Annotated in this window: 17 protein-coding genes and 1 tRNA gene; 9 read left to right on the top strand and 9 right to left on the bottom strand. The window is 60.8% G+C overall.

What is annotated here, in order from left to right:
- The first annotated feature begins 95 nt into the window (after window positions 1–95).
- Together BVH74_RS10985 and BVH74_RS10980 are read left to right on the top strand one after the other, a co-directional pair.
- Window positions 96–1196: an FAD-dependent oxidoreductase gene (locus BVH74_RS10985; protein ID WP_080050111.1), complete on the top strand. Its 1101-nt coding sequence runs from the start codon at window positions 96–98 to the stop codon at window positions 1194–1196.
- Window positions 1197–1303: 107 nt separating this feature from the next.
- Window positions 1304–2848, top strand: coding sequence for a methyl-accepting chemotaxis protein (locus BVH74_RS10980; protein ID WP_080050110.1), 1545 nt, complete (start codon window positions 1304–1306; stop codon window positions 2846–2848).
- A gap of 122 nt (window positions 2849–2970) precedes the next feature.
- Here BVH74_RS10980 and glpD read toward each other — a convergent pair whose 3' ends face one another.
- A complete protein-coding gene (glpD, locus tag BVH74_RS10975; protein ID WP_080050109.1) occupies window positions 2971–4491 on the bottom strand; it encodes a glycerol-3-phosphate dehydrogenase in 1521 nt (506 codons plus the stop codon).
- A gap of 115 nt (window positions 4492–4606) precedes the next feature.
- Between glpD and ybaK the strand changes: the two genes are divergently transcribed.
- The gene (gene ybaK, locus BVH74_RS10970) at window positions 4607–5080 is read left to right on the top strand and encodes a Cys-tRNA(Pro) deacylase (RefSeq protein ID WP_080050108.1); all 474 of its coding nucleotides are present in this window, start codon (window positions 4607–4609) and stop codon (window positions 5078–5080) included.
- Window positions 5081–5119: 39 nt separating this feature from the next.
- Window positions 5120–6607: a glycerol kinase GlpK gene (gene glpK, locus BVH74_RS10965; protein WP_080050107.1), complete on the top strand. Its 1488-nt coding sequence runs from the start codon at window positions 5120–5122 to the stop codon at window positions 6605–6607.
- A 125-nt stretch (window positions 6608–6732) separates the two neighbouring features.
- Here glpK and BVH74_RS10960 read toward each other — a convergent pair whose 3' ends face one another.
- The 3 genes from BVH74_RS10960 to BVH74_RS10950 all read right to left on the bottom strand — a co-directional run bounded on the left by BVH74_RS10960 (window position 6733) and on the right by BVH74_RS10950 (window position 10858).
- The gene (locus BVH74_RS10960) at window positions 6733–9069 is read right to left on the bottom strand and encodes an FdhF/YdeP family oxidoreductase (RefSeq protein ID WP_080050106.1); all 2337 of its coding nucleotides are present in this window, start codon (window positions 9067–9069) and stop codon (window positions 6733–6735) included.
- Entirely contained in the window at window positions 9062–9793 is a 732-nt protein-coding gene (gene fdhD / locus BVH74_RS10955) for a formate dehydrogenase accessory sulfurtransferase FdhD (protein WP_231705611.1), read from the bottom strand. Before fdhD ends, BVH74_RS10960 begins: the two co-directional genes overlap by 8 nt.
- A gap of 177 nt (window positions 9794–9970) precedes the next feature.
- A complete protein-coding gene (locus tag BVH74_RS10950; RefSeq protein WP_080050104.1) occupies window positions 9971–10858 on the bottom strand; it encodes a LysR family transcriptional regulator in 888 nt (295 codons plus the stop codon).
- A 304-nt stretch (window positions 10859–11162) separates the two neighbouring features.
- On the opposite strand from BVH74_RS10950, the gene BVH74_RS10945 reads away from it, so the two are divergent.
- Entirely contained in the window at window positions 11163–13214 is a 2052-nt protein-coding gene (locus BVH74_RS10945; protein ID WP_080050103.1) for a TonB-dependent receptor family protein, read from the top strand.
- Window positions 13215–13347: 133 nt separating this feature from the next.
- Here the strand turns inward: BVH74_RS10945 and BVH74_RS10940 are convergent.
- Window positions 13348–13424, bottom strand: a tRNA-Pro gene (locus tag BVH74_RS10940).
- 82 nt (window positions 13425–13506) lie between these two features.
- On the bottom strand, window positions 13507–14085 hold the full coding sequence (gene mobA, locus BVH74_RS10935; protein WP_080050102.1) for a molybdenum cofactor guanylyltransferase MobA: 579 nt from the start codon (window positions 14083–14085) through the stop codon (window positions 13507–13509).
- Window positions 14086–14164: 79 nt separating this feature from the next.
- Here mobA and moaB point away from each other — a divergent pair, with 79 nt between their 5' ends.
- Both moaB and BVH74_RS10925 read left to right on the top strand, forming a co-directional pair.
- Window positions 14165–14701: a molybdenum cofactor biosynthesis protein B gene (gene moaB, locus BVH74_RS10930; protein ID WP_080050101.1), complete on the top strand. Its 537-nt coding sequence runs from the start codon at window positions 14165–14167 to the stop codon at window positions 14699–14701.
- The gene (locus BVH74_RS10925) at window positions 14698–15906 is read left to right on the top strand and encodes a molybdopterin molybdotransferase MoeA (protein WP_080050100.1); all 1209 of its coding nucleotides are present in this window, start codon (window positions 14698–14700) and stop codon (window positions 15904–15906) included. The genes moaB and BVH74_RS10925 overlap by 4 nt, the downstream gene beginning before the upstream one ends.
- Window positions 15907–16025: 119 nt before the next feature.
- On the opposite strand, the gene grxD is transcribed toward BVH74_RS10925, so the two are convergent.
- Both grxD and BVH74_RS10915 read right to left on the bottom strand, forming a co-directional pair.
- A complete protein-coding gene (grxD, locus tag BVH74_RS10920; protein WP_080050099.1) occupies window positions 16026–16343 on the bottom strand; it encodes a Grx4 family monothiol glutaredoxin in 318 nt (105 codons plus the stop codon).
- A 113-nt stretch (window positions 16344–16456) separates the two neighbouring features.
- A complete protein-coding gene (locus BVH74_RS10915) occupies window positions 16457–18550 on the bottom strand; it encodes a molybdopterin oxidoreductase family protein (RefSeq protein WP_080050098.1) in 2094 nt (697 codons plus the stop codon).
- A 285-nt stretch (window positions 18551–18835) separates the two neighbouring features.
- Here BVH74_RS10915 and argF point away from each other — a divergent pair, with 285 nt between their 5' ends.
- Together argF and BVH74_RS10905 are read left to right on the top strand one after the other, a co-directional pair.
- A complete protein-coding gene (gene argF, locus BVH74_RS10910; protein WP_080050097.1) occupies window positions 18836–19741 on the top strand; it encodes an ornithine carbamoyltransferase in 906 nt (301 codons plus the stop codon).
- 14 nt (window positions 19742–19755) lie between these two features.
- A complete protein-coding gene (locus BVH74_RS10905) occupies window positions 19756–20877 on the top strand; it encodes an ABC transporter ATP-binding protein (RefSeq protein ID WP_080050096.1) in 1122 nt (373 codons plus the stop codon).
- A 149-nt stretch (window positions 20878–21026) separates the two neighbouring features.
- Here BVH74_RS10905 and BVH74_RS10900 read toward each other — a convergent pair whose 3' ends face one another.
- Window positions 21027–22250, bottom strand: a complete 1224-nt coding sequence (locus BVH74_RS10900; protein WP_165443778.1) for a serine hydrolase domain-containing protein — start codon at window positions 22248–22250, stop codon at window positions 21027–21029.
- Window positions 22251–22314: the final 64 nt, after the last annotated feature.

The raw sequence follows: 22314 nt of genomic DNA, 5'->3' as shown, positions 1-22314 counted from the left end.
GCGGACCTATCAATCTAAGCAATCGTAACCACCATTGATGCGAAGCAGACCACTCGTCACTTGGCCAATCGACCAGCACCAGCTAGCCTTCAGAAATGACCCAAGCCCCGTTACAGAGCACGCCGCTGGCCCTGATTGGCGCCGGACACACGCACCTGGTCGGCCTGCGCCGCTGGCGTGATCGCGGCTTTCGCCCACCAGCCGGCAGCGTGCTGATCAATCCCGACCCCGAAGCCTGGTATTCGGGCATGATGCCTGGACTACTAGCCGGACGTTACCAGCCTGAAGACTGCGCAATAGCCCTTGAGCCACTGTGCGCAAACCTGGGCATTGAGCTGGTTATCGGCCAGCTCGCCGAACTGAATGCCGATCAGCGTCTGCTGCGGCTCGACGACGGTCGCCAGTATCAGGCCGAACTGCTGTCGCTCAACATCGGATCCAGCCCGGCCTGTCTGCTGCAGGACGGCAGCCTGCCAGTCATCCCGGTCAAGCCCTTCGCTACGCTGTATCGACAGTGGCGCCTGTGGCGCGACGGCCATGCACCCGTCAATCTGGCGTTGGCCGGAGCCGGACCGGCGGCCTTTGAACTGGCCCTGGCATTGCAGGCCAGCTTGCCTAACAGTCGAATCAGCCTGATCGGCAGTACTCCGTTACTGGCTCGGCACCCATCGACTCTGCAACGCCGGGCACTGCGCCTGCTGCATGAGCGCGGTATCGACTATCAGCTCGACCAGCTCACGGGTATTCGCCAGGGTCGCCTGCTGTTGGCGTCGGGCATCGAATTGGAGGGATTCGACGCCTTGGTTCTGGCTACCGGCGCCCAGCCGCATGCCTGCCAACAGACCAGCGGCCTGCGCTGCGACCCTCTGGGTTTCATTGCTGTCGATAGCTGCCTGCGCAGTCTAAGTCATAGCGCCATCCTGGCCAGTGGCGATTGCGCCAAGGTACCGGACAGTCACCACTGCGGCGTGCATGCGGTCCGCCAGGGCCAGACTCTGGCGGACAATCTGCAGGCGCTGCTGTGCCAGCAACCGCTGCAGCGCTACCAACCTCAGTCACGCACTCTGGCGTTGCTGGATACCAGTGATGGCCGAGCCCTGCTCAGCTATGGCCCGCTAGCCGCCGCCGGGCGCTGGGCGCGCTGGTGGAAAACCTGGCTGGATACCCGTTTTATCAGCCACCACCGCATCCAATAACCAATCCCACCCCGACCAAAGACCTATTGTCTCGCCTTGCGACAACTGGCCTACTGCCCGCATGGCCTGAGGGCCCAAAAACAATAACGTCATTCAGGAGAGGCGCCATGACCCACGGTATCGCCATCCGCTCACTTTGTGCATTGATTCAGCTCGGCGCCGGCCTCTGGCTGCTGCTGCAATACGGCCCCATGACTCTACCGTTCAGCCTGCTGCTGGCCGCCCTGCCCTGGCTGTTAGCACGCGGCAAAGCTCCCCAGGCCAACGCTCAGGACACTGATCAGGCATTGGAAAGCCTGGCTCGCAATTTGTCGCGCTCGACCAGCCGCAATGCCATGGCCGCAGCAGAGGTGTCGTTCTCGGTTGAACAACTGGCCGCACGCCTGCACTCCCAGCTCAGCGCCATCACCCAGGTGGCTCAGAACGCCGAACATATCGCCCATCAGGTGGAAAACACCTCGCGCTTCGCTGAACTGGCCGACCAGGCCGCCGAGTCCGCTCGCGGTAGTAGCCAATCGGGCAAACAGGCACTGGATCAGGCCGTCGACGTCATGCAAGGGTTGTCACGCCAGGCCGATGCCAGCCTGATGATGCTCAACCAGCTCAATGACAAAGCCAGCAAGATCGTTCAGGTCACCCAGGTCATTGAAACCATCGCCAGCCAGACCAACCTGTTGGCGCTCAATGCCGCCATCGAGGCGGCCAGGGCTGGGGAAATGGGCCGGGGCTTTGCGGTGGTCGCCGACGAGGTGCGTGGTTTGGCCGCTCGTACAGCCACCTCAACCTCTGAGGTCGCCACCATCATCGATGAAATGCACCGGGAAACCCAACGGGTCACCGAAGGGATTGGCGAACTGGTCAGCCAGGTCCAGACCAGTGTCAGTCTGATCGAACAGGCCAGCAGCCAACTGCTGGATATCAACCGTCATGGCGAGGCGGTGAAACAGGAAACAGCCCAGATTGCCGAGAGCAGCGCCGCCAACCGCGATCAGTTGAGCAGTTTGTCCTGTGCCGTCGAGCAGGTACGTGCCGATCTGGCCGGTAGTGATCAGCAGACCCGTCGGTTGGGTCAGGAGGCGGACAATCTGGTCGAGTTGGCCGAGCAGGTCAGCGAGATGCTCGCCGAAGTAGCTCTGGCGCCCTACCACCAGCGCCTCTTCGACGCGGCCCGGGAAGCTGCCGAGTCGATCAGCCAGCGTTTTGAACAGGATATCGCCAGTGGCCGAATCAGCCTGGAAGATCTGTTCGACCACAACCTGACGCCCATTCCCGGCAGCCGTCCACAGCGCTACAAGAGCCGTTTTGACCAGTACACCGACAGCGTGCTGCCGGCCCTCCAGGAACCACTACTGCAGGCCCATCCGGAACTGGTGTATGCCATCGCCACTACACCCGAAGGCTACGTGCCGACCCATAATCAGGCCTTCAGCCGCCAGCCGACCGGCGACCTGGAGCACGACACCCGCTACTGCCGCAGCAAACGCCTGTTCAACGACCGCACCGGTGGCCGTTGCGGCAGTCACCAACAGTCATTGCTATTGCAAACCTATAAACGCGATACCGGCGAGATCATGCATGATCTGTCGGTGCCGCTGTGGATCAAGGGCCGGCACTGGGGCGGGTTGCGCCTGGGTTACAAGCCCGAGCACTGAAGACCCCTCCCGGGAGGCGGGAGCATCCGCTCCCGCTGCAGACCAACGTGCATCCCCAACTTCGAGCAGATGCTCGGGGCTCCCAGGAAAACCCGAGCCATTAGCATTACCTAGCCAAGTTTTCAGCCCAACCGCCCCAGATACTCCGCCAAATCCTGCTGCTGCTCCGAGCTCAGGCGCAAGCCCAACTTGGTCCGGCGCCAGAGGATATCCTCGACACTGCTGGCCCACTCGTGCTGACGCAGATATTGCACTTCCCGTTCGGTAAGTCCGGCGCCAAAATCCCGCCCCAGATCACGTTGGCTATCGGCCCCCTCCAGAAATTGCTGGCACAGACGCCCGTAGCTGCGTACATAACGCCAGCGCTGGCGATCATCGAGCCAGGGATAATCGGCCTGCAGCTCGGCATTGAGCGCAGCCTGGCTGATGAAATCGCCCCCCGGCAGGGCATGCCGACCGGTCCAGGCAGGACCCATGCCAGGCAGCCAGGGTCGCAGCTTTTCCAGCGCCGCCTCAGCCAGGCGGCGATAGGTGGTCAGCTTGCCGCCAAATACATTCAATAGCGGTGCCTGCCCGCGTCCACCCTGCACGGTCAGGGTGTAATCCCGGGTTACCGCTGCCGGGTTACCATCCTCGTCATCCAGCAACGGCCTGACTCCGGCAAACCGATGCACAATAGCCTCGGCACTGAGCGGCTGACGAAAATGAGCATTGACCACCGACAGCAGGTAGGCCTCTTCCTCGGCGGTAGGCCTTACCGCTGCCGGGTCTCCTCGATAATCCAGATCAGTGGTGCCAATCAAGGAGTAGTCACCCTCATAGGGCAACACGAACACGATCCGCTGATCCTCGTTTTGCAGGATGTAGGCCTGCGAGCCCTGGTACAGACGCGGCACAATGATGTGGCTGCCCTGAACCAGACGCATCCCCTGACTGGGGCGCTCGCCCAGGATCTCCTCCGTGGCACGGGCCGCCCAGGGCCCGGTGGCGTTGACCACCGCCCGCGCACGAACCTCGCTGCGACCTTCAGCCGAAGCAATCTGAACCTGCCAGAAACCGGCTTCACGGTGAGCCGAGACGCAACGGCTGTGCAAGCGGATATCAGCCCCCAGCGCGCGTGCCTGCATGGCATTGAGCACCACCAGCCGGGCATCGTCGACCCAGCAGTCAGAATATTCGAAGGCGTAATGAATATTTGCCTGCAACGGGCTCTGGCCGTTGAGCCGCAGGCTGCGGGTGGCTGGCAAGGTAGTCCGCCGCCCCAGGTGGTCGTACAGAAACAGACCGGCCCGCAGCATCCAGCGTGGGCGCAAATGCGGGCGGTGCGGCAGGATGAAGCGCAACGGCCAGATAATGTGTGGCGCCTTGGCCAGCAATACCTCGCGCTCGCCCAATGCCTCACGCACCAGCCGAAATTCGTAGTATTCGAGATAACGCAGTCCGCCATGGATCAGCTTGCTGCTGGCCGAGGAGGTATGCGCAGCCAGGTCATGCTGTTCACACAGCACGACCTTGAGCCCACGGCCGGCGGCATCGTTGGCAATCCCTGCGCCATTGATCCCTCCTCCGATCACCAGCAAGTCGCACTCGCTCAAGGCCGCTGGGTTGCCTTGGGGCCGTTCATTCGGATGAACTCTGAACACGCTAGTCACCCTCCCTGGGTCTAGAAAACGTGGTATTTCATATGAGCATACACTGTTGCCGTTTTATCGCGCGCCCAGCAGAATCGCATGCAGACAATTACATGGACATGTCAGCATGACCCCCGCCACCAAACAGCTCGACAAGGCCCGCATCAGCTACCAGTTGCATCGTTACGAGCACGACCCCAAGGCCGAATCTTATGGTGGCGAAGCCGCCGACAAACTGGGGCTCGACCCAGGCCGGGTGTTCAAGACCCTGCTGGCCAGCAGCGAAAAAGGCGAGTTGCTGGTAGCTGTGGTACCAGTCAATGGCCTGCTCGATCTCAAGGCCCTGGCCCAGGCCGCCGCGGTGAAGAAAACCGACATGGCCGATCCAGCCGCCGCCCAGCGCAGCACCGGCTATCTGGTTGGCGGCATCAGCCCGCTGGCCCAGAAAAAGCGCCTGCGTACCTTCATCGACGCCAGCGCTCGCGACTGGCCTAGCATTTTTATCAGCGGCGGACGCCGGGGGCTGGAAATCGAGCTGGCACCCGAGGACCTGGCAAGCCAGACTCAAGGTCAGTTCGCCGCCATCGGGCGTGGTGATTGAGTTAGTTTTAATCCATTCAAAAAATGCAGGACAAGCCCCATGCCAGACCATCTACTCGCCATCGACCAGGGCACCACCAGCAGCCGAGCCATTGTGTTTGACCGTGACGCCCAGCCACTGGCAACGGCCCAGCAGGAATTCGCCCAGCACTTCCCCGAGGACGGCTGGGTCGAACACGATGGCGAGGAAATCTGGTCCAGCACGCTCAAGGTCTGCCGTCAGGCGCTGGAGAATGCCGGTCTCAAGGCTCAGGACATCGCCGCTATCGGCATCACCAACCAGCGGGAAACCACCCTGCTCTGGGATGCCAACAGCGGTGAGCTGTTGCACCACGCCATCGTCTGGCAGGATCGGCGTACCGCCGACTATTGCGCCCAACTCAAGGCCGACGGCCATGAGGCCGTGGTCAGCGCCAAAACCGGGCTGCTGATCGACCCCTATTTCTCCGGCACCAAACTGCGCTGGCTGCTGGACAACGTCGCAGGTGCCCGGGAGCGAGCCGAGCGCGGCGAATTGCGCTTCGGCACAGTCGACTGTTTCCTGCTCTGGCGCCTGACCGGTGGCCAGGTGCACCGTACCGACGCCACCAACGCCTCACGCACTCTGCTGTTCAACATTCACACCCAGCAATGGGACGACGAGCTGCTGCGGCTGTTCGAGATTCCCGCCAGCCTGTTGCCCGAGGTGATGGACAGCGCCGCTGAGTTCGGCATCAGTTCTCCGGATCTGCTAGGCGCAGCGGTGCCGATTCGGGCCATCGCCGGTGACCAGCAGGCAGCCCTGATCGGCCAGGCCTGCTTCGAGCCTGGCATGGTCAAGAGCACTTACGGTACGGGCTGTTTCATGGTGATGAATACCGGCAAGACCCCGGTCAAATCGCAGAACCGGCTGCTGACGACTGTCGGCTATCGACTCAACGGTGAAGTCAGCTACGCCATCGAAGGCAGCATCTTCGTTGCCGGGGCCGCCATCCAGTGGCTGCGCGACGGCCTCAAGCTGATTCAGAGCGCCGGTGATACCGAAGCCCTGGCCGAGCAGACCGGCGAGCAATGTGGCGTGTATCTGGTACCGGCCTTTACCGGCCTTGGCGCGCCCTACTGGGACCCGAAAGCGCGCGGTGCCATTTTCGGCCTGACCCGCGATACCGGCATTGGCGAAATCGTTACCGCCGGATTGCAGTCGGTCGGATTTCAGACCCGTGATCTGCTCGAAGCGATGACCGCTGACGGCGCCACCAGCACTGCGGCCTTGCGGGTTGACGGTGGGATGGTGGTGAACAACTGGGTAGTGCAGGCGCTGGCCAATATTCTCGGCGTCCCGGTCGACCGTCCTCAGGTCACCGAAACCACCGCGCTGGGAGTCGCCTACCTGGCCGGCCTGCAAAGCGGCCTGTTCGCCAGCCTGGAGGATATCGCCCGGCACTGGCAGTGCGAGCGTCACTTCACCCCGCAGATGAGCGCCAGCCAGCGCGACAACCTGTATCGCGGATGGCTGGATGCGGTGGAGCGAGTCAGACGTCAGGCCTGACCCACTGGATTGCCACGGGCCTACGGCCCTCGCAATGACGGGGTAGGTGAGGCGCAGCACGTAGGCATCGCTCACTGCCTTTTCTCGTCATTGCGAGGGCCGTAGGCCCGTGGCAATCCATGGGCTCAGTGCAAAGCCCCCAACAGTTTCTCAGGATTTTTGAGCGAACACGGTTCCAGACAAATAGCGATGAACTTGGAGGTCGGGGTGTAGCTCCCCTCCCCCACGCTCTCCAGCGGCACCAGCGGGTTGATCTCCGGGTAATAAGCGGCGGCCTGTCCTGGTGGGATGTCATAGGCCAGCAGAGTGAAACCTCGCACCCGCCGCTCAATGCCGTCGGCCCAGAGCGAGACAATATCGACCTCTTGCCCAGCTTCCCAACCCAGACGCTGAAGATCCAGCGCATTGACCAGCAGCACGTCGCGCCGCCCGCGCACGCCCCGATAACGATCATCGAAGCCATAAATGGTGGTGTTGTACTGATCATGTGAGCGCAGGCTTTGCAGGATCAGGTCGGGTTGCTGGCCAGTTTGCCGGATGCGCCTGTGCAGCAGGGTCGGCGGCAACGGATGGGCGGCAAATTCAGCCTTGCCCGATGCGGTCTGCCATTGCCGGGTACTGACCGGATGCTCCAGATGGAAACCACCCGGCTGTTCAAGACGCTGATTGAAATCTCCAAACCCCGGCAGGGTTTCGGCAATCAGTTGCCGGATGGCCTTGTAATTGGCCACCAACACGCTCCAGTCCACCGGATGCTTACCCAGCGTCGCTTCGGCAATCCCGGCAATGATTGCCGGCTCAGAGCGCATCTGCGTCGATAATGGCGGCAACTGCCCGTAGGACGCATGAATCATGCTGAACGAGTCTTCGACCGTCACAGCCTGCGGGCCGCTGGCCTGGCGGTCGATATCGGTACGGCCCAGGCACGGCAGGATCAACGCCTCGTGGCCGGGCATCAGGTGGCTGCGATTGAGTTTGGTGCTGATTTGCACGGTCAGTTCGCAGTTCATCAGCGCCTGATGCGTGCGCGGGGTATCGGGCGTGGCCTGGGCAAAATTGCCGCCCAAACCGATAAACACCCTGGCCTGCCCAGCCAGCATGGCCCCGATGGCCTCGACGGTATTGTGTCCGTGGTGGCGCGGTACGGAAAACCCGAAGCGCCGTTCCAGAGCATCGAGAAACGCCGCCGGGGGGCGCTCGTTGATGCCCATGGTGCGATCACCCTGCACGTTGCTATGCCCGCGCACCGGACAGACGCCGGCGCCGGGGCGGCCAAGATTGCCGCGCAGCAGTTGCAGGTTGACGATTTCACGGATGGTCGCCACCGAGTGATGGTGCTGGGTGATGCCCATGGCCCAGCAGACGATCACCCGATCGGCCTTGGCATACAACCGGGCGGCCTGCTCCAGCTCAGCCAGAGACAGACCCGACTGCTCGACCAGCACCGCCCAGGGCGTAGCGTCCAGCTGCGCCAGATACGCCTCGACCCCCAGGGTCTGAGTAGCCAGAAACTCACGATCGAATACCGCCGCAGCGCCACTGGACCGCGCTTCGCGCTCCCATTGCCACAGATACTTGGCCATGGCTCGCACAACCGCCAAATCGCCGCCCAGAGCCGGGCGGAAATAGGCGGTATTGAGCGGTTCGGCCCGATTGCCCAGCATGGCAAGCGGTTCCTGCGGCGGCTGGAAACGCTCCAGCCCGCGCTCACGCAGCGGGTTGAAGCACACCACCTGAGCGCCACGATGCACCGCCTCGCGCAGAGGTTCGAGCATGCGTGGGTGGTTGGTACCGGGGTTCTGGCCAAACACCAGAATGGCATCGGCCTGGGCAAAATCGGCCAGGGTCACACTGCCCTTGCCAACCCCGATGCTGGCATTGAGCGCCACGCCACTGGCTTCGTGACACATGTTTGAGCAATCGGGAAAGTTGTTGGTGCCATAGGCACGCACAAACAACTGATAGAGAAACGCCGCCTCGTTGCTGGCCCGCCCGGAGGTGTAGAACTCGGCTTGATCGGGACTGTCCAGCCTCTGCAGATGCTTGGCGATCAGAGCAAAGGCTTCATCCCAGCCAATCGGCTGGTAGTGATCGCTGGCCCGATCATAGCGCATCGGTTCGGTCAGCCGACCCTGGTATTCCAGCCAATAATCGCTTTGCTCGCGCAACTGACTGACGCTGTGACGGGCAAAGAACCGGGCATCCACGGCCCGCCGGGTAGCTTCCCAGTTGACTGCCTTGGCACCGTTTTCACAGAACTTGACCGCGCCGTTGCCCGGCTCATCGCCCCAGGCACAACCTGGGCAGTCAAAACCACCATGCTGATTGGTTTTGAGCATGGCCTTGAGATTTTTGATCGGCTGGCCACTGTCGAGCCAGGCCCGGGCGACACTGCGCAGCGCGCCCCAACCGGCGGCCGGACCTGAATAGGGTTGATAGCGTAGCTTGGTGTTGTCAGACATGACTGTAGACCCGTGGCGCGCTGTGATGCGGCAGGTGAATCAGATTGAGTTGGTGCTGGCGCGCCCAGTCGACGCTCAGGGTAGTAGGTGCCGATAGGCTAACCAACGTACCAATCCGCGCCCGCACCGCCTTGTGGATCAATTCCAGACCACAACGGCTGGTGATCAGGACGCAACCCTGACGCGGATCAAGGCCCTGCCGGTAGAGCGCGCCAATCAGTTTGTCCAGCGCGTTATGACGCCCGACATCTTCACGGCAGAGCCGGATCTCACCCTGGGAATCAAGATACAGCGCGGCATGCAGGGCACCGCTGTCACGTGCCAGCGATTGTGCGGCGCTGATACGCTCGCGCAAACCAGCGAAATGCTCATATGGCGGTAAAGCCACTGGCGTCAACAGCGGCAGACTGGGCAGAGCCTGCTCCAGCGCCTCTACCCCGCACAGGCCACAGCCGGAACTGCCGGCCAACTGGCGACGCTGCCGTTTAAGTGCCTGGAACGCCCGGCTACTGATGTTCAGTTCAACCTGATAGCGTTCGCCGGAGCCGGACACCTCAATCCCATAGACATCATCAATCGATGAAAGCAGCCCATTACTCAGACTAAAACCCAGGGCAAAATCTTCCAGGTCACTCGGTGAGGTCAACATAACCGCATGATTGAGGCCATTGAAACTGACCGCCAAGGCGCATTCACTGGCCAGCGCTGCCGGGGTTTGCAGCATCGGCGAGTCGAGCAGGGTATAACTGTGGGCGGGAGTTGCAGCGACAACCTGCAAAGCGTTGCTTGACATGGGACACCTCCGGTACCAACACCGGCCTGAGTTCGATACCGCTCAGGTTAGGAGGCTTGGCTGGCACAGTCCAATCACTGGTTTTGATGCCATCATCGACAGTATCTATCAATCACTCTCCAGCAACTCCCGGGCGGATTCGAAGCATGCCTTGGCCAGGGCTGAATGCGGCACCTGGCGACGCATTACCAGCCCTGGCCGCGACAGGGTGCCAGCCCCGGTTATCGGCAATAATCGAGCCTCGCTACTGAAGTTTTCCAGGCCAGCATCCAGCGGCACCACCGCGCAGCAAAGGCCGGCAGCGACCGCCTGCAACAGCGGATGAACCGAGTCGACCTCCAGCACTGGCCGCAGCCGTACGCCTCGGCTACGCAGGCCGTGATCTATCGATTGGCGAAAGTGCATACCGCTGGTCAGCAGTCCAAGCGGTAGTGCCTCAAGGTCAGACCAGTCCAGTTCGGTCTGCTCTAGTAGGAAATGGCGGCTGTCATGCAGTAACCCCATATGGGTTTCCGGCAACGGCAACCAGTCGAACTGAGCCGGGTCAGGATGCTCCAGATAGCACAGTCCCAGATCGAGCTGGTTACGCGCCAACTGATCGAAGATCTGCTCACTGCTGAGCGTATGCAGATGAAACTGCAGACCCGGGTGAGCCTGGCGAAAGCGCGCCAGCAGATGCATGGGATCCACCCCGGCCAGCGGCACCAGCCCTAGACGCAAGGTCCCAACCAATTGCCCCTGACAGGCCGCAGCCTCGGCCCGCAAGCCATCATGGGCCGCCAGCAGGCTACGCGCCCAGGCCAGAATCCGCTCCCCTTCCGGGGTAAAACCCTCGAAACGCTGGCCCCGATTGACCAGCGTCAGGCCCAGCTCCTCTTCCAGATTGCGCAAGCGCATCGACAACGTCGGCTGGGTGACATGGCAGCGCACCGCCGCCTGGCCAAAGTGGCGGGTTTCATCCAGCGCGATCAGAAAGCTCAGTTGTTTGATGTCCATGCCGGCACTTTAGCGCGTGAGCTGATGAAACACGACCAGTTCCACTATTCGGAACACGAGACGATAAATTTTAAAACCAAGACAATTGACAATCACTATCATTTACATTTAGTTTTGCCCCGGCTGATCGACCTGCCTTCAAGGGAAAGGCAGATGCAGCCCCGCATCCCGGGGAGCAGTTCGGGTTATGGGGCATGCCACTACCGTACCGCTCCAGGAGCATTCGGCTATTTCAGACCAGCCCGGTACATGCTTGCAGCCTCTTTGCGGGGAGCAGAAGAGGCAACTGAACCCAGGAACAAGAATGAAGCCAACACCAGTATTTACACCGCACCTCCTTGCCATGGCCATCGCTGCCGCCACTCTGCCCGGCGCCGTTCTGGCTCAATCGGAAAACACCGTACGCCTGCCGTCCATGGAAGTCGTAGGTTCCCAGCAGGACAGCATTTCGCGCCAAACCGGGGCTGTGGTGGTCCTTGATCGCGAGCAAATCGAGCGCATCCAGCCGACCTCTACCGAAGACGTCCTGCGCCGCGTAGCCGGTGTTCACACCAAAACCGAAGAAGAATCCGCCATCGTCAGTAACATCGGTATTCGCGGGTTGTCCGCCAGCGAAGCCAAGTCGCTGGTACTTGAAGATGGTGTACCGGTAGCGCCCGGCCTGTTTATTGGCAATGACCGCTACTTCAACCCGCGCATCCAGCGCATGGAAGGCATTGAGATTCTCAAGGGCTCGTCTTCACTGCGTTATGGTCCATCCACCATCGGTGGGGTTATCAACTACAAGACCAAGACGCCAGAGGGCGTAGCCGTCTCCGGCCGCGTTGGCTCGTTTAACACGCGTGAAGCGGTGCTTGAAGCCGGCGGCCGCAACCCGTCCGGCGACGCCTATGCCGGTATCGTCGCCACCCATGCCCGCAGTGACGGGTTCATGGACAAGGACTACGAAATGACCGACATCATGGTCAAAGCCGGTACTGCACTGGGCGACAACCAGAACGTGTCGGTCAAATACTCCTGGCACGACAATGAAGCCAATATCTCCTATCGCGGCATTTTTCTGCAGGATTACCGGGCCGGCAAGACCTACAACCCGGCACCTGACGACTACTACCTGACTGATCGCAGGGCCTTCGACATCAACCATGAATGGCACCTGAATGACCGCGCCACCCTACGCACCCTTGCGTACTGGAGCGAGATGACCCGAGACTACTGGCGTTACGATGTCGATACTCCGGCCTCCAACGCTGCTGGACGCTGGGTTTATCGCGATACTCTGACTGGCAACAACCGCAGCTTCGAACGTTATGGCCTGGAGTCACGCCTGAGCCTGGACCATGACCTGTTCGGACTGATCAACGAAGCTGAGTTCGGCCTGCGCTTCATGAAAGAAGAGTCTGACGACAAGCGCATCCGTGCCACCCGCGCCCAGGACCGCACCGGAATTAATGATCGTCATATCAAGGACTCGGCCGAAAGCATCGCCGGCTATGTTCAGAACCGTTTCGTCATCAATGAGCGACTGGCGATCACTCCCGGTCTGCGCTTCGAGTCCTATGAGCAGACCCGCAAGATCCTGACCCAGAACGGTGACTCCGAAGACACCTCAAACATCGAGTGGCTGCCGGGTATCGGCTTTACTTACCAGTTGGTGCCTGCCGCCCAACTGTACGGTGGTGCCTACCGGGCTTTCTCGCCGGCTTCTAACGGCGTTGCCCTGGACGGCCTGGTCGACCAGAAACTCGATGGCGAGCGTTCGGATAACTACGAACTGGGTCTGCGTGGCGCCAACGGTGCTTTCACCTACGATGTCACTGCGTTCTACATGAACTTCGACAACCAGGTAGTCACCGGCAACAGCGATCCGAACCTGTCGCAGTCCAACGCCGGCAAGACCCTCCACTACGGCCTGGAAGCAGCACTTGGCGTCGAACTGGGTGGTGGTTTCAGCCTGGACACCAACTTTACCTGGGTGCCCGAGTCGGAGTTCCGTACCGGTGACAACAAGGGCAACCGTTTGCCCTATGCTCCCAAGTACCTGGCCAATGCAGCACTGAATTACACCTACGGCAGACTCTCCACCGCGCTGAACGCTCACTATCAGGGTAAGCAGTATGGTGATCCGAGCAACACCAAGGATATCCCCAACAACGCCGCTGGCGGCATCTGGGGTGGTCAGATGCGTTCCTACACTGTCTATGACCTGCTGGCCCAGTACCAGCTCAACGACAACCTGCGTCTGCAGGGTGCAGTCAAGAACCTGACCGACAAGCGCTACATCACCGGCTTGCGTCAAGGTATCTACGTAGGGCCGGAGCGCTCCTTCGAAGTGGGCATGAACTACCGGTTCTGAGCCGATCAGAACTCATCAGGCAGCAGGGAAGCCGCACCTCAAGCACAGCGGCAGAGCACACACTCTGCCGCTGTTTTTTGCGTGATCAACGCGCATAAAAAAACCCTGACTCAATGAGTCAGGGTTTTCGTATTGGTCGGAGCGACTGGAATCGAACCAGCGACCTTCTCGTCCCGAACGAGACGCGCTACCAGGCTGCGCTACGCTCCGTTAGTGAGGCGGCATTTTACCGAAAAGTCGTTTTTGCACAAGGGGCAAATGAAAAATTCTTTGCTGCGGCAGGGAGTTATACCTACTGCCAGTCTTCCAGACGGTTGGCATTCAGCAATTGCGGATCAGCCGCGGGCAACTCGAGCACGCTGGCATTCTCACCCAGCAGCCAGCGCAACGGGCTGCGCTGGCCGGCCTGCCAGGCTTGCTCCAATGCCGGCAGACAGGCTTTGGGGATAACCGCCAGCAATGGCTGCCAGGCTTCTGCCGAACGCGTCAGAACCGGCCGCTCAGGCTGCTCGCGGGCCAATTCACACAACTGCGCCAAAAGCGCCTGCTCCAGGCGCGGCAAATCACAGGGCACAATCAACAGATGACTGCCACTGCACGCCTTGAGCCCCGCCAGAATACCGGCCAAAGGGCCGGGGTAATCCGGTTGCGCATCGCCGACCACAATGTCGGCCCACAACTGATAGCGCTGCTGATTACGATTGCAACTGATCAGCACCTCGCCAACCTGGGTGCGCAGCAGCTCGACCAGATGCTCGGCAACCGGCCGACCGGCCCAGGGCATCAAACCCTTGTCGCGCCCACCCAGGCGACTGCCCTGCCCGCCGGCCAGCAACAGGCCGGATAATTGGAATTTTGTGCTCTCACTCATCAGGTACCTCATAGCAGCCCGGTTGCAGGCGGCTCTGTGTTATAACACCCGCATGCATCACCCGCCAAAGGAATCCAGCATGGCTCACGCCCCCCGAGAATTCACCCCACTCAACATTGCCGTTCTGACCGTCAGCGATACCCGCAGCCTGGAAACTGACACCTCGGGCCAATTGCTGGCAGACAGCGCCAGCGAGGCTGGCCACCGGCTGATTGACCGCCAGCTACACCCCGATGACATCTATCGGATTCGTGCCGTGGTCTCGGACTGGATCGCCCGCCCGGAGGTTCAGGTTGTACTGATCACCGGTGGTACCGGCTTTACCGGCCGCGACAGCACCCCAGAAGCCGTAGCACCGCTGCTGGACAAGCAGGTCGATGGTTTCGGTGAGCTGTTCCGCCAGGTTTCCTTCGAGGAAATCGGCACATCTACCCTGCAGTCCCGTGCCCTGGCCGGCCTGGCCAACCGCACTCTGGTGGTCTGCATGCCGGGCTCAACCAACGCCTGCCGCACCGCCTGGACCCGGATCCTGCGCGAACAACTGGACAGCCGTACCCGGCCCTGCAACTTCGTTCCGCATCTGGAACTGGCCGACGCCTGCGAGAGCCGCGCATGAGCCTGATGCCAGTCGAGCAGGCGCTGCAGTTACTGCTGGAGCACGCCGCCAGTCAGCCCGCGCTCGGCACTGAACAGGTATCCCTGAACGCCGCTCTGGGGCGCATTCTGGCCGAGCCGGTTGAGGCAACCCTGGATGTGCCACCCTGGGACAACAGCGCGATGGACGGTTACGCCCTGCACAGTGCCGATATTGCTACAGCACTGGAGCAAGGCTTGCCGATCAGCCAGCGGATCACCGCCGGCACGGCGCCGGCACCCCTGCAACCGGGTACCTGCGCACGGATTTTCACCGGTGCGCCACTGCCCGAAGGGGCCGATACGGTGGAGATGCAGGAAAACACCCAGCTCAACAGCAACGCCCTGATGCAACTGCTGCAACCGCTGACGCCTGGAGCCAATGTACGCCCACGCGGGCAGGACATTTGTGTTGGTAGCCGGGTGTTGGAAGCCGGCACACGTCTGCGCGCTCAGGATCTTGGGCTGTTGGCCTCAATCGGGATTGCCGAACTCAAAGTGGTACGCCCGCTGCGGGTAGCCGTGGCCTCGACGGGTGATGAGCTGCGTGAACCAGGCGAACCACTAGGGCCAGGGCAGATCTACAACAGTAACCGTTACACCCTGATCGGCCTGCTGCAGGCTCTTGGACTGGTCATCATCGACGCCGGCATCCTGCCCGATGACCCCGAGCAGACCCGTGCGCGTTTGCGGGCCCTGGCCGCTCAGGCCGACCTGATCATCACCTCCGGCGGCGTCTCGGTTGGGGAAGCGGATTGCCTTGGCCAGGTATTGCGTGAACAGGGCCAGGTCAACCTGTGGAAGCTGGCCATCAAACCCGGCAAGCCCTTCACTCTGGGCAGTTTCGATGGCACCCCGGTTATTGGTTTGCCAGGCAATCCGGCAGCGGTGCTGGTGACCTTTGTGCTGCTGGTCAAACCCTGGCTGCTGCGCCGCCAGGGGGGCACCGACGTAGCCCCGCTGAGCCTGTCGCTGCCCGCCGGTTTTGACTGGCCCAGAGCTGGCAAGCGCGATGAATATCTGCGCGCCCGGCTGGAAGCAGGCCAGGTAGTACCCTCCGGCAACCAAAGCTCCGGCGTACTGAGCAGTGCCAGTCAGGCCAGCGGCCTGCTGCTGATCCCGGCTGGCCAGACACCCCGGCGCGGCGAGGCAGTACAGTTTCTGCCGTTTTCCGGGTTGTTGGGCTAGGGTCGGCCTCCGCAAGCCCCGCTGCATCCGCAACGTCGGCATGCTGCTCGAAACTCCCAGAATCAGGCACAAAAAAGCCCGCGCGGATAAACCCGGCGGGCTTGGTGAAAGCGGCACAGTTACTCGACGTTGGCCGCCTTGACCATGGTCTGCAACTCACCTGACTCGAACAGCTCCAGGATGATGTCACTGCCACCTACCAGTTCACCCTTGACCCACAGCTGCGGGAAGGTCGGCCAGTTGGCGTAGCCCGGCAGGGTCGCACGGATATCCGGATTCTGCAGGATGTCGACATAGGCGAACTTCTCGCCGCAGGCCATCAACGCCTGCACGGCACGGGCGGAAAAGCCACACTGGGGTGCATTCGGCGCACCTTTCATGTAGATCAGCACCGGGTTGTTGGCGATCTGTTCTTTGATGGTATCGATGGTATCCATGATGCTCCTCTTGGCCGGCTGGACAGGCCTTGGGGCATACGCCGTCAGTCAGCGCCCCTTGGCTCTCAATCCGACATTCTACCGTAAAACAACCAACCTTTTCACTCGGAGACTCAACCGAGCGCTTCCACTCGGACCGGTACGCCATTAAGCGCAGCATTGCCGGTTACCGGATCGAAATAACGCTCATCGGTCAGATCATTGACACTGACCCCGGCATGGGCACGGGCGACATCCATAGCCACCCCGGGGCGATCATGCCCCCAGCCATGGGGCAAACTGACTACCCCGGGGCTGATCTCGTCACTGGCCTGGACAGTCACTGTCACCGCTCCCACCCGGGATGATAGGCGCACTTGCTGCCCGTCATTCAAGGCGTGACGGGCCAGGTCATCGGGGTGCATCAACAACTGGTCTCGCGGTTTGCCTTTGACCAGCCGCTGATAGTTGTGCATCCAGGAGTTGTTACTGCGCACATGCCGGCGACCGATCAGGCGCAGCTCGCCAGACTTCGCAGCGCCGCCAGTCAACTCGCCAAGCACCCGCTGAAGGTCATCAAGCATGGCTTGCGGAGCGCACTCAATCCGACCGCTGGCGGTTTGCAACCGTTTCGCCAGGCTGGGTTGCAGAGGCCCAAGATCAATACCATGCGGATGCTGCTTGAGCACGTCGAGGCTGAGCCGCTCAGCATGAGGCCCGGCGCGCAGGGCCAGATCGACCATCTGATCTGGTGCCAGCACAGGCCGGGGCTCCTGCCCGGTCAGCCGGGAAAAGGCCTGGCCCAGACCGACGAAAATCTCCCAGTCATGCAGACTACCTGCTGGCTTGGGCAATACCGGCTGGTTGTAGCGGGTCACATTGCGCACCGCGAAGTTATTGAACACGATGTCGTAGTGATCATGTTCCAGACTTGAGGTCGGCGGCAGGATGACATCGGCGTGCCGAGTGGTCTCATTGATATACAGATCGACACTGACCATGAACTCCAGCCCTGCCAGCGCCTCGTCGAGCTGCCGACCATTGGGAGTGGACAGCACCGGGTTGCCGGCGGAGGTCACCAGCGCTCTGATCTGCCCCTCACCCGGGGTCTGGATTTCTTCGGCCAGCACCGCCACAGGCAGCTCGCCATTAAACTCTGGCAAACCTGAAACCCGGCTCTGCCATTCGTTGAAATGACCAGGTTTGCCCTTGGTGACCGCAAAAGCCGGCTCGGGGAACAGCGACCCGCCGGGCTGATCAAGATTACCGGTCACCAGATTGATCAACTGGATCAGCCACTGGCACAAGGTGCCATAACGCTGCACCGAAACGCCCATACGTCCATAGCACACGGCCCGCTCGGCAGCGGCGAATTCACGCGCCAACCGGCGAATTGCACCTGCCTCGATCCCACAAAAGGGCGCCATGCGTTCAGCGTCGAACTCAGCCAATGCCTCGCGCACCTGGTCGAGCCCCACGCACAGATCCAGCACCGGGCTTGGACGCTCCAGCTTCTCGGCAAACAGGGTATTGAGCATACCCAGCAATAACGCCACATCCGTACCGGGCTGGATAAACAGGTGCTCGCTGGCGACCTCGGCGGTTTCGCTGCGACGCGGGTCGATGACCACCAGCTTGCCGCCACGGGCTTTAAGATCCTTGATCCGCCGGCCGACATCCGGCACGGTCATGATGCTGCCGTTGGATGCCAATGGATTGGCACCGAGCATCAGAAAATGATCGGTGTGGTCGATATCCGGAATCGGGATCATCGACATGTGGCCATACAGCCAAAGTGACACTAAGTGATGCGGCAACTGATCAACCGAGGTAGCAGAGTAGCGCTGGCGAGTGCGCAACTGCCCGAGAAAGTAATTGCCATGGGTCAGTGAGCCATAGTTGTGGACATTGGGATTGCCCATGTATACCGCCACGGCGTTGCGCCCATGCTCGAGCTGAATCTGGGCTAGCCGCCCGGCTACCAGCTCAAAGGCTTCGTCCCAGCCGATCGGCTGCCACTGATCGCCAATCCGGCGCACTGGCTGACGCAAACGCTGGGGGTCGTTCTGGATATCCTGCAAGGCTACAGCCTTGGGACAGATATGGCCGCGGCTGAAGGGGTCGTCAGGGTCGCCCTTGATCGACAGGATCTGCTCGCCCTCGGTAGTGATCGCCAAGCCACAAATGGCTTCGCACAGATGACAGGCACGGAAATGAGTCTCAGGCATGGCGCACCTTTTTATACGCTTGTTTTAATCGTTCCACTCTAGGCCGGTATGCGGTGCAGAACAAGCCGGCCAGCACGGGCTCCAGCCCAGGAATACGTCAGCATTCAGTGACTGAATCCCAACAATCCGACCCCACGTGGGCTGTGGCTATTTGCCTTGCGACGGATTTTACCTATAAGATCGCGGCTTCTCTTTTTTGACATGGCTTGTACCGGGCCGTCAGGCTCGCGGTATGGCTTACTGTTTCCGCTCGCCGTGCGAGCGAGGTAGCACAGGTAGCACGACATGACAGTACGGCACTTTCTCTCCTTGATGGACTGCACTACTGCAGAACTGACCAGCTTGCTCAAACGAGGCATTGAGCTGAAGTCTCTGCATCGTCAAGGCGTGATCTACGAGCCGCTGAAAAACCGGGTCCTGGCGATGATCTTCGAGAAGGCCTCGACCCGGACTCGGGTATCCTTTGAGGCCGGCATGATCCAGCTAGGTGGTCAGGCCATCTTCCTGTCGCCACGCGATACCCAGCTTGGTCGCGGGGAACCGATCGAGGACAGCGCCCGGGTACTGTCATCCATGTGCGATGCGGTAATGATCCGCACCTTTGCCCACCAGACTCTGGAAACCTTCGCCCAGTATTCTCAAGTCCCGGTGATCAATGGTCTGAGCGACGATCTGCACCCCTGCCAATTGCTGGCTGACATGCAGACCTACCTTGAGCACCGTGGATCGATTCAGGGCAAGACCGTGGCCTGGATCGGTGACGGCAACAACATGTGCAACACCTTCATTCAGGCAGCCATGCAATTCGACTTCCAGCTCAAAGTCGCCTGCCCCGAAGGTTATGAGCCCGACCAGCAGTTTCTGGCTGCCGCAGGTGATCGCGTCACCCTGACCCGCGACCCACGTGAAGCGGTTGCCGGTGCCCACCTGGTCAATACCGACGTCTGGGCCTCGATGGGCCAGGAAGATGAAGCCCAAGCCCGACTCAAGCGCTTTGCCCCCTATCAGGTCACCCCTGAGCTGCTGGATCTGGCCGACAAGTCGGTACTGTTCATGCATTGCCTGCCTGCGCACCGGGGCGAGGAAGTCAGCGCCGAACTGATGGATGACCCGCGCAGCGTTGTATTTGATCAAGCCGAAAACCGTCTGCACGCGCAAAAGGCGCTGGTGGAATTTTTGCTGGTCGACTAAGCCGGAGCCCACCAATGACCAATTCCCACGGCATTCTTCTGGAACTTAACCAGCTGGCCTGTGGCTATGCGGGTCATACCGTGGTCGCCAATCTGGACATCCATCTGCGGGCCGGCGACATCGGTTGTCTGCTCGGCCCTTCGGGCTGTGGTAAAACCACGACTCTGCGCGCAATTGCTGGGTTCGAACCGATCAGCGCCGGCAACATCCGTCTGGATGGCCGCCAGCTTTCCTCACCAGGCAAGCGAATCCCGCCTGAACAGCGCCAGATCGGCATGGTTTTTCAGGACTACGCCCTGTTCCCGCACCTGACTGTCAGCGAGAACATCAGCTTCGGCATTGTGCGTCACCCTGAGCGCCAGCGGATCGTTAATGAACTGCTCGACCTGGTCAAACTGAACCACTTGGGCAAGCGCTACCCCCATGAACTGTCCGGCGGCCAGCAACAACGGGTTGCACTAGCCCGGGCTCTGGCGCCAGCACCCAAGCTGCTGCTGATGGACGAGCCCTTCTCCAATCTCGATGGTGAATTGCGCCGCCGGCTGTCGGCCGAGGTGCGTGAGATTCTCAAGCATCGGGGCATTAGCGCCATGCTGGTGACCCACGACCAAAGCGAAGCCTTCGCGGTGTGCGATCACGTCGGGGTGCTCAAGGAAGGTCATCTGCAACAGTGGGATACGCCCTACAACCTGTACCATGAGCCGGCCACACCCTTTGTTGCCAGTTTCATTGGCCAGGGCTACTTTATCCGCGGCCAGTTGCTCTCACCCGATACGGTGCAGACCGAACTGGGGGTAATCCGCGGTAACCGCGCCTATCAATTGCCCGAAGGCAGCTCGGTGGATGTGCTGTTGCGCCCGGACGACATCGTCGGTCAGGAAAATAGCAGCCTGCGGGCGCGGATCATTGGCAAGACATTCTTCGGCGCTACCACGCTGTACCGCCTGCAACTGCCGACCGGCAGCATTCTTGAGTCGATCTTCCCCAGCCACGATGATCACGCCATGGGCGAGATGGTCGGCATCCGCATCGCCGCCGACCACCTGGTGGTGTTTGCCGCCCAGGGCAGCGTCAATACCCATGCCCAGCTCCCGCTGGAGCAGGTGCTGGATGCCGGGCCCGCCGCCAGCAACTAGGGAACACCTGAAAACTACCTGCGTTGGCAATACTGCGTTAAAAACAGCCTCAAAATGCTCATTTACACCACGTAAACTGCGCTTTTTCGGCTGTTTTTGCCTTGTCTTGCCTGCCTCGCCTACGTTTTCAGAGGCTCCCTAGAGTAGGGTTAGCGCTGGCGATAGAGAATCTGGCTGATGGTGTTATGCACCACCCGTGAGTGACGGTAATCAGTATTCTGCATCATGCCCAGAATAACGGTATCGTTGCTCGGATCGACCCACATCCAGGGTCCCTGAATCCCCCACCACCAGAAAGTACCCACTGGCAGAAAGCCGGCCGGCTCCGGATCGTTGACCACAGCCACATTCAGGCCAAACAGGTTGCCAGGTGCCCAGTTCGGACCAGCCACACCCTCGGGCAGTTGGTTGCTGGCCATCATCCGCACGCTTTCCGGCTTGAGCAAACGCACTCCATCAAGTTCGCCCTCATTGAGCAGCATGCGGGCAAAACGTAGATAGTCATCCATGCTGGAAATCAGGCCACTACCACCCATAGTCAGTTTGGGTGACAAGAGATAGCTATCGTTGGGCAGTGGCTTGAGCCCCTCACCCGCCACCGGATGATAGGAGGTAACCAGGCGCGGGGCCTGCTCTGGCGTAACCTGGTAAGCGGTTTCATGCATACCCAGCGGCTGGAAAATACGCTCAGCAAGAAACTCGGCGTACGGCTGGCCGGTGACGACCTCAACTATGCGTGCCTGGATATCGACCGATATGCTGTAATGCCAGAGCGTCCCGGGCTGCTGACGTAGCGGCAGGGCTGCCACCTTGGCAACCATCTCTGCCAGGGTCTGATCGGTGCTGAACAGGTCAGCCTGTTCATACAGCGTATCAACCTGTGACTGACTGAACCGACCATAGCTGAAGCCGCCGGTGTAGTTCATCAACTCCCGCAGCGTGACCGGATGGCTGGCCGGCTCGGTCACCGGGCGACCACCCTCACCGTCGGCTATTGCGACTTGCAAACCCTTGAACTCCGGCAGGTAATGCTCAACCGCCTGATCCAGCGCCAGTTTGCCCTCTTCCACCAGCATCAGCACTGCCACAGCGGTTACCGGCTTAGTCAGGGAGAAAATCTTGTACAGGCTGTCTTCAGCCAGAGGGGTTTGACTGGCCAGATCCTGATAACCAACCTCGCGCCGATAGACCTGTTCGCCGTCACGCTCGATCAACAGGGCTATGCCGGCCAGACGCCCCTGCTCCACTTCGGCCTGCAGCGCCTGGTCCAGCATGGCCAGGCGCTGAGGGTCGAACGGTGCCCCAAGCGCTGGCGTGGCCAGTAACAGGGCGACAGCAAGACATAAAAAATCTTTGACTCGAAAAAGATGCATTCTTGTTTCCTCTATCGGGTATGCAATGATCGCAACATTAGCGCCAAGCATTATCAATTGCCAC

Origin of the sequence: Halopseudomonas phragmitis (assembly GCF_002056295.1) — a bacterium.
In the GTDB taxonomy this organism is placed as follows: Bacteria; Pseudomonadota; Gammaproteobacteria; order Pseudomonadales; family Pseudomonadaceae; genus Halopseudomonas; species Halopseudomonas phragmitis.
Note: the sequence above shows the minus strand (reverse complement) of the source record. Positions and strands in the feature narration are given on the sequence as shown.

Coding starts and splice junctions, on each gene's coding strand:
- BVH74_RS10985 (WP_080050111.1), top strand. CDS start 96: ATGACCCAAGCCCCGTTACAGAGCACGCCGCTGGCCCTGATTGGCGCC.
- BVH74_RS10980 (WP_080050110.1), top strand. CDS start 1,304: ATGACCCACGGTATCGCCATCCGCTCACTTTGTGCATTGATTCAGCTC.
- ybaK (WP_080050108.1), top strand. CDS start 4,607: ATGACCCCCGCCACCAAACAGCTCGACAAGGCCCGCATCAGCTACCAG.
- glpK (WP_080050107.1), top strand. CDS start 5,120: ATGCCAGACCATCTACTCGCCATCGACCAGGGCACCACCAGCAGCCGA.
- BVH74_RS10960 (WP_080050106.1), bottom strand. CDS start 9,069: ATGTCTGACAACACCAAGCTACGCTATCAACCCTATTCAGGTCCGGCC.
- fdhD (WP_231705611.1), bottom strand. CDS start 9,793: ATGCTGCAAACCCCGGCAGCGCTGGCCAGTGAATGCGCCTTGGCGGTC.
- BVH74_RS10950 (WP_080050104.1), bottom strand. CDS start 10,858: ATGGACATCAAACAACTGAGCTTTCTGATCGCGCTGGATGAAACCCGC.
- BVH74_RS10945 (WP_080050103.1), top strand. CDS start 11,163: ATGAAGCCAACACCAGTATTTACACCGCACCTCCTTGCCATGGCCATC.
- mobA (WP_080050102.1), bottom strand. CDS start 14,085: ATGAGTGAGAGCACAAAATTCCAATTATCCGGCCTGTTGCTGGCCGGC.
- moaB (WP_080050101.1), top strand. CDS start 14,165: ATGGCTCACGCCCCCCGAGAATTCACCCCACTCAACATTGCCGTTCTG.
- BVH74_RS10925 (WP_080050100.1), top strand. CDS start 14,698: ATGAGCCTGATGCCAGTCGAGCAGGCGCTGCAGTTACTGCTGGAGCAC.
- grxD (WP_080050099.1), bottom strand. CDS start 16,343: ATGGATACCATCGATACCATCAAAGAACAGATCGCCAACAACCCGGTG.
- BVH74_RS10915 (WP_080050098.1), bottom strand. CDS start 18,550: ATGCCTGAGACTCATTTCCGTGCCTGTCATCTGTGCGAAGCCATTTGT.
- argF (WP_080050097.1), top strand. CDS start 18,836: ATGACAGTACGGCACTTTCTCTCCTTGATGGACTGCACTACTGCAGAA.
- BVH74_RS10905 (WP_080050096.1), top strand. CDS start 19,756: ATGACCAATTCCCACGGCATTCTTCTGGAACTTAACCAGCTGGCCTGT.
- BVH74_RS10900 (WP_165443778.1), bottom strand. CDS start 22,250: ATGCATCTTTTTCGAGTCAAAGATTTTTTATGTCTTGCTGTCGCCCTG.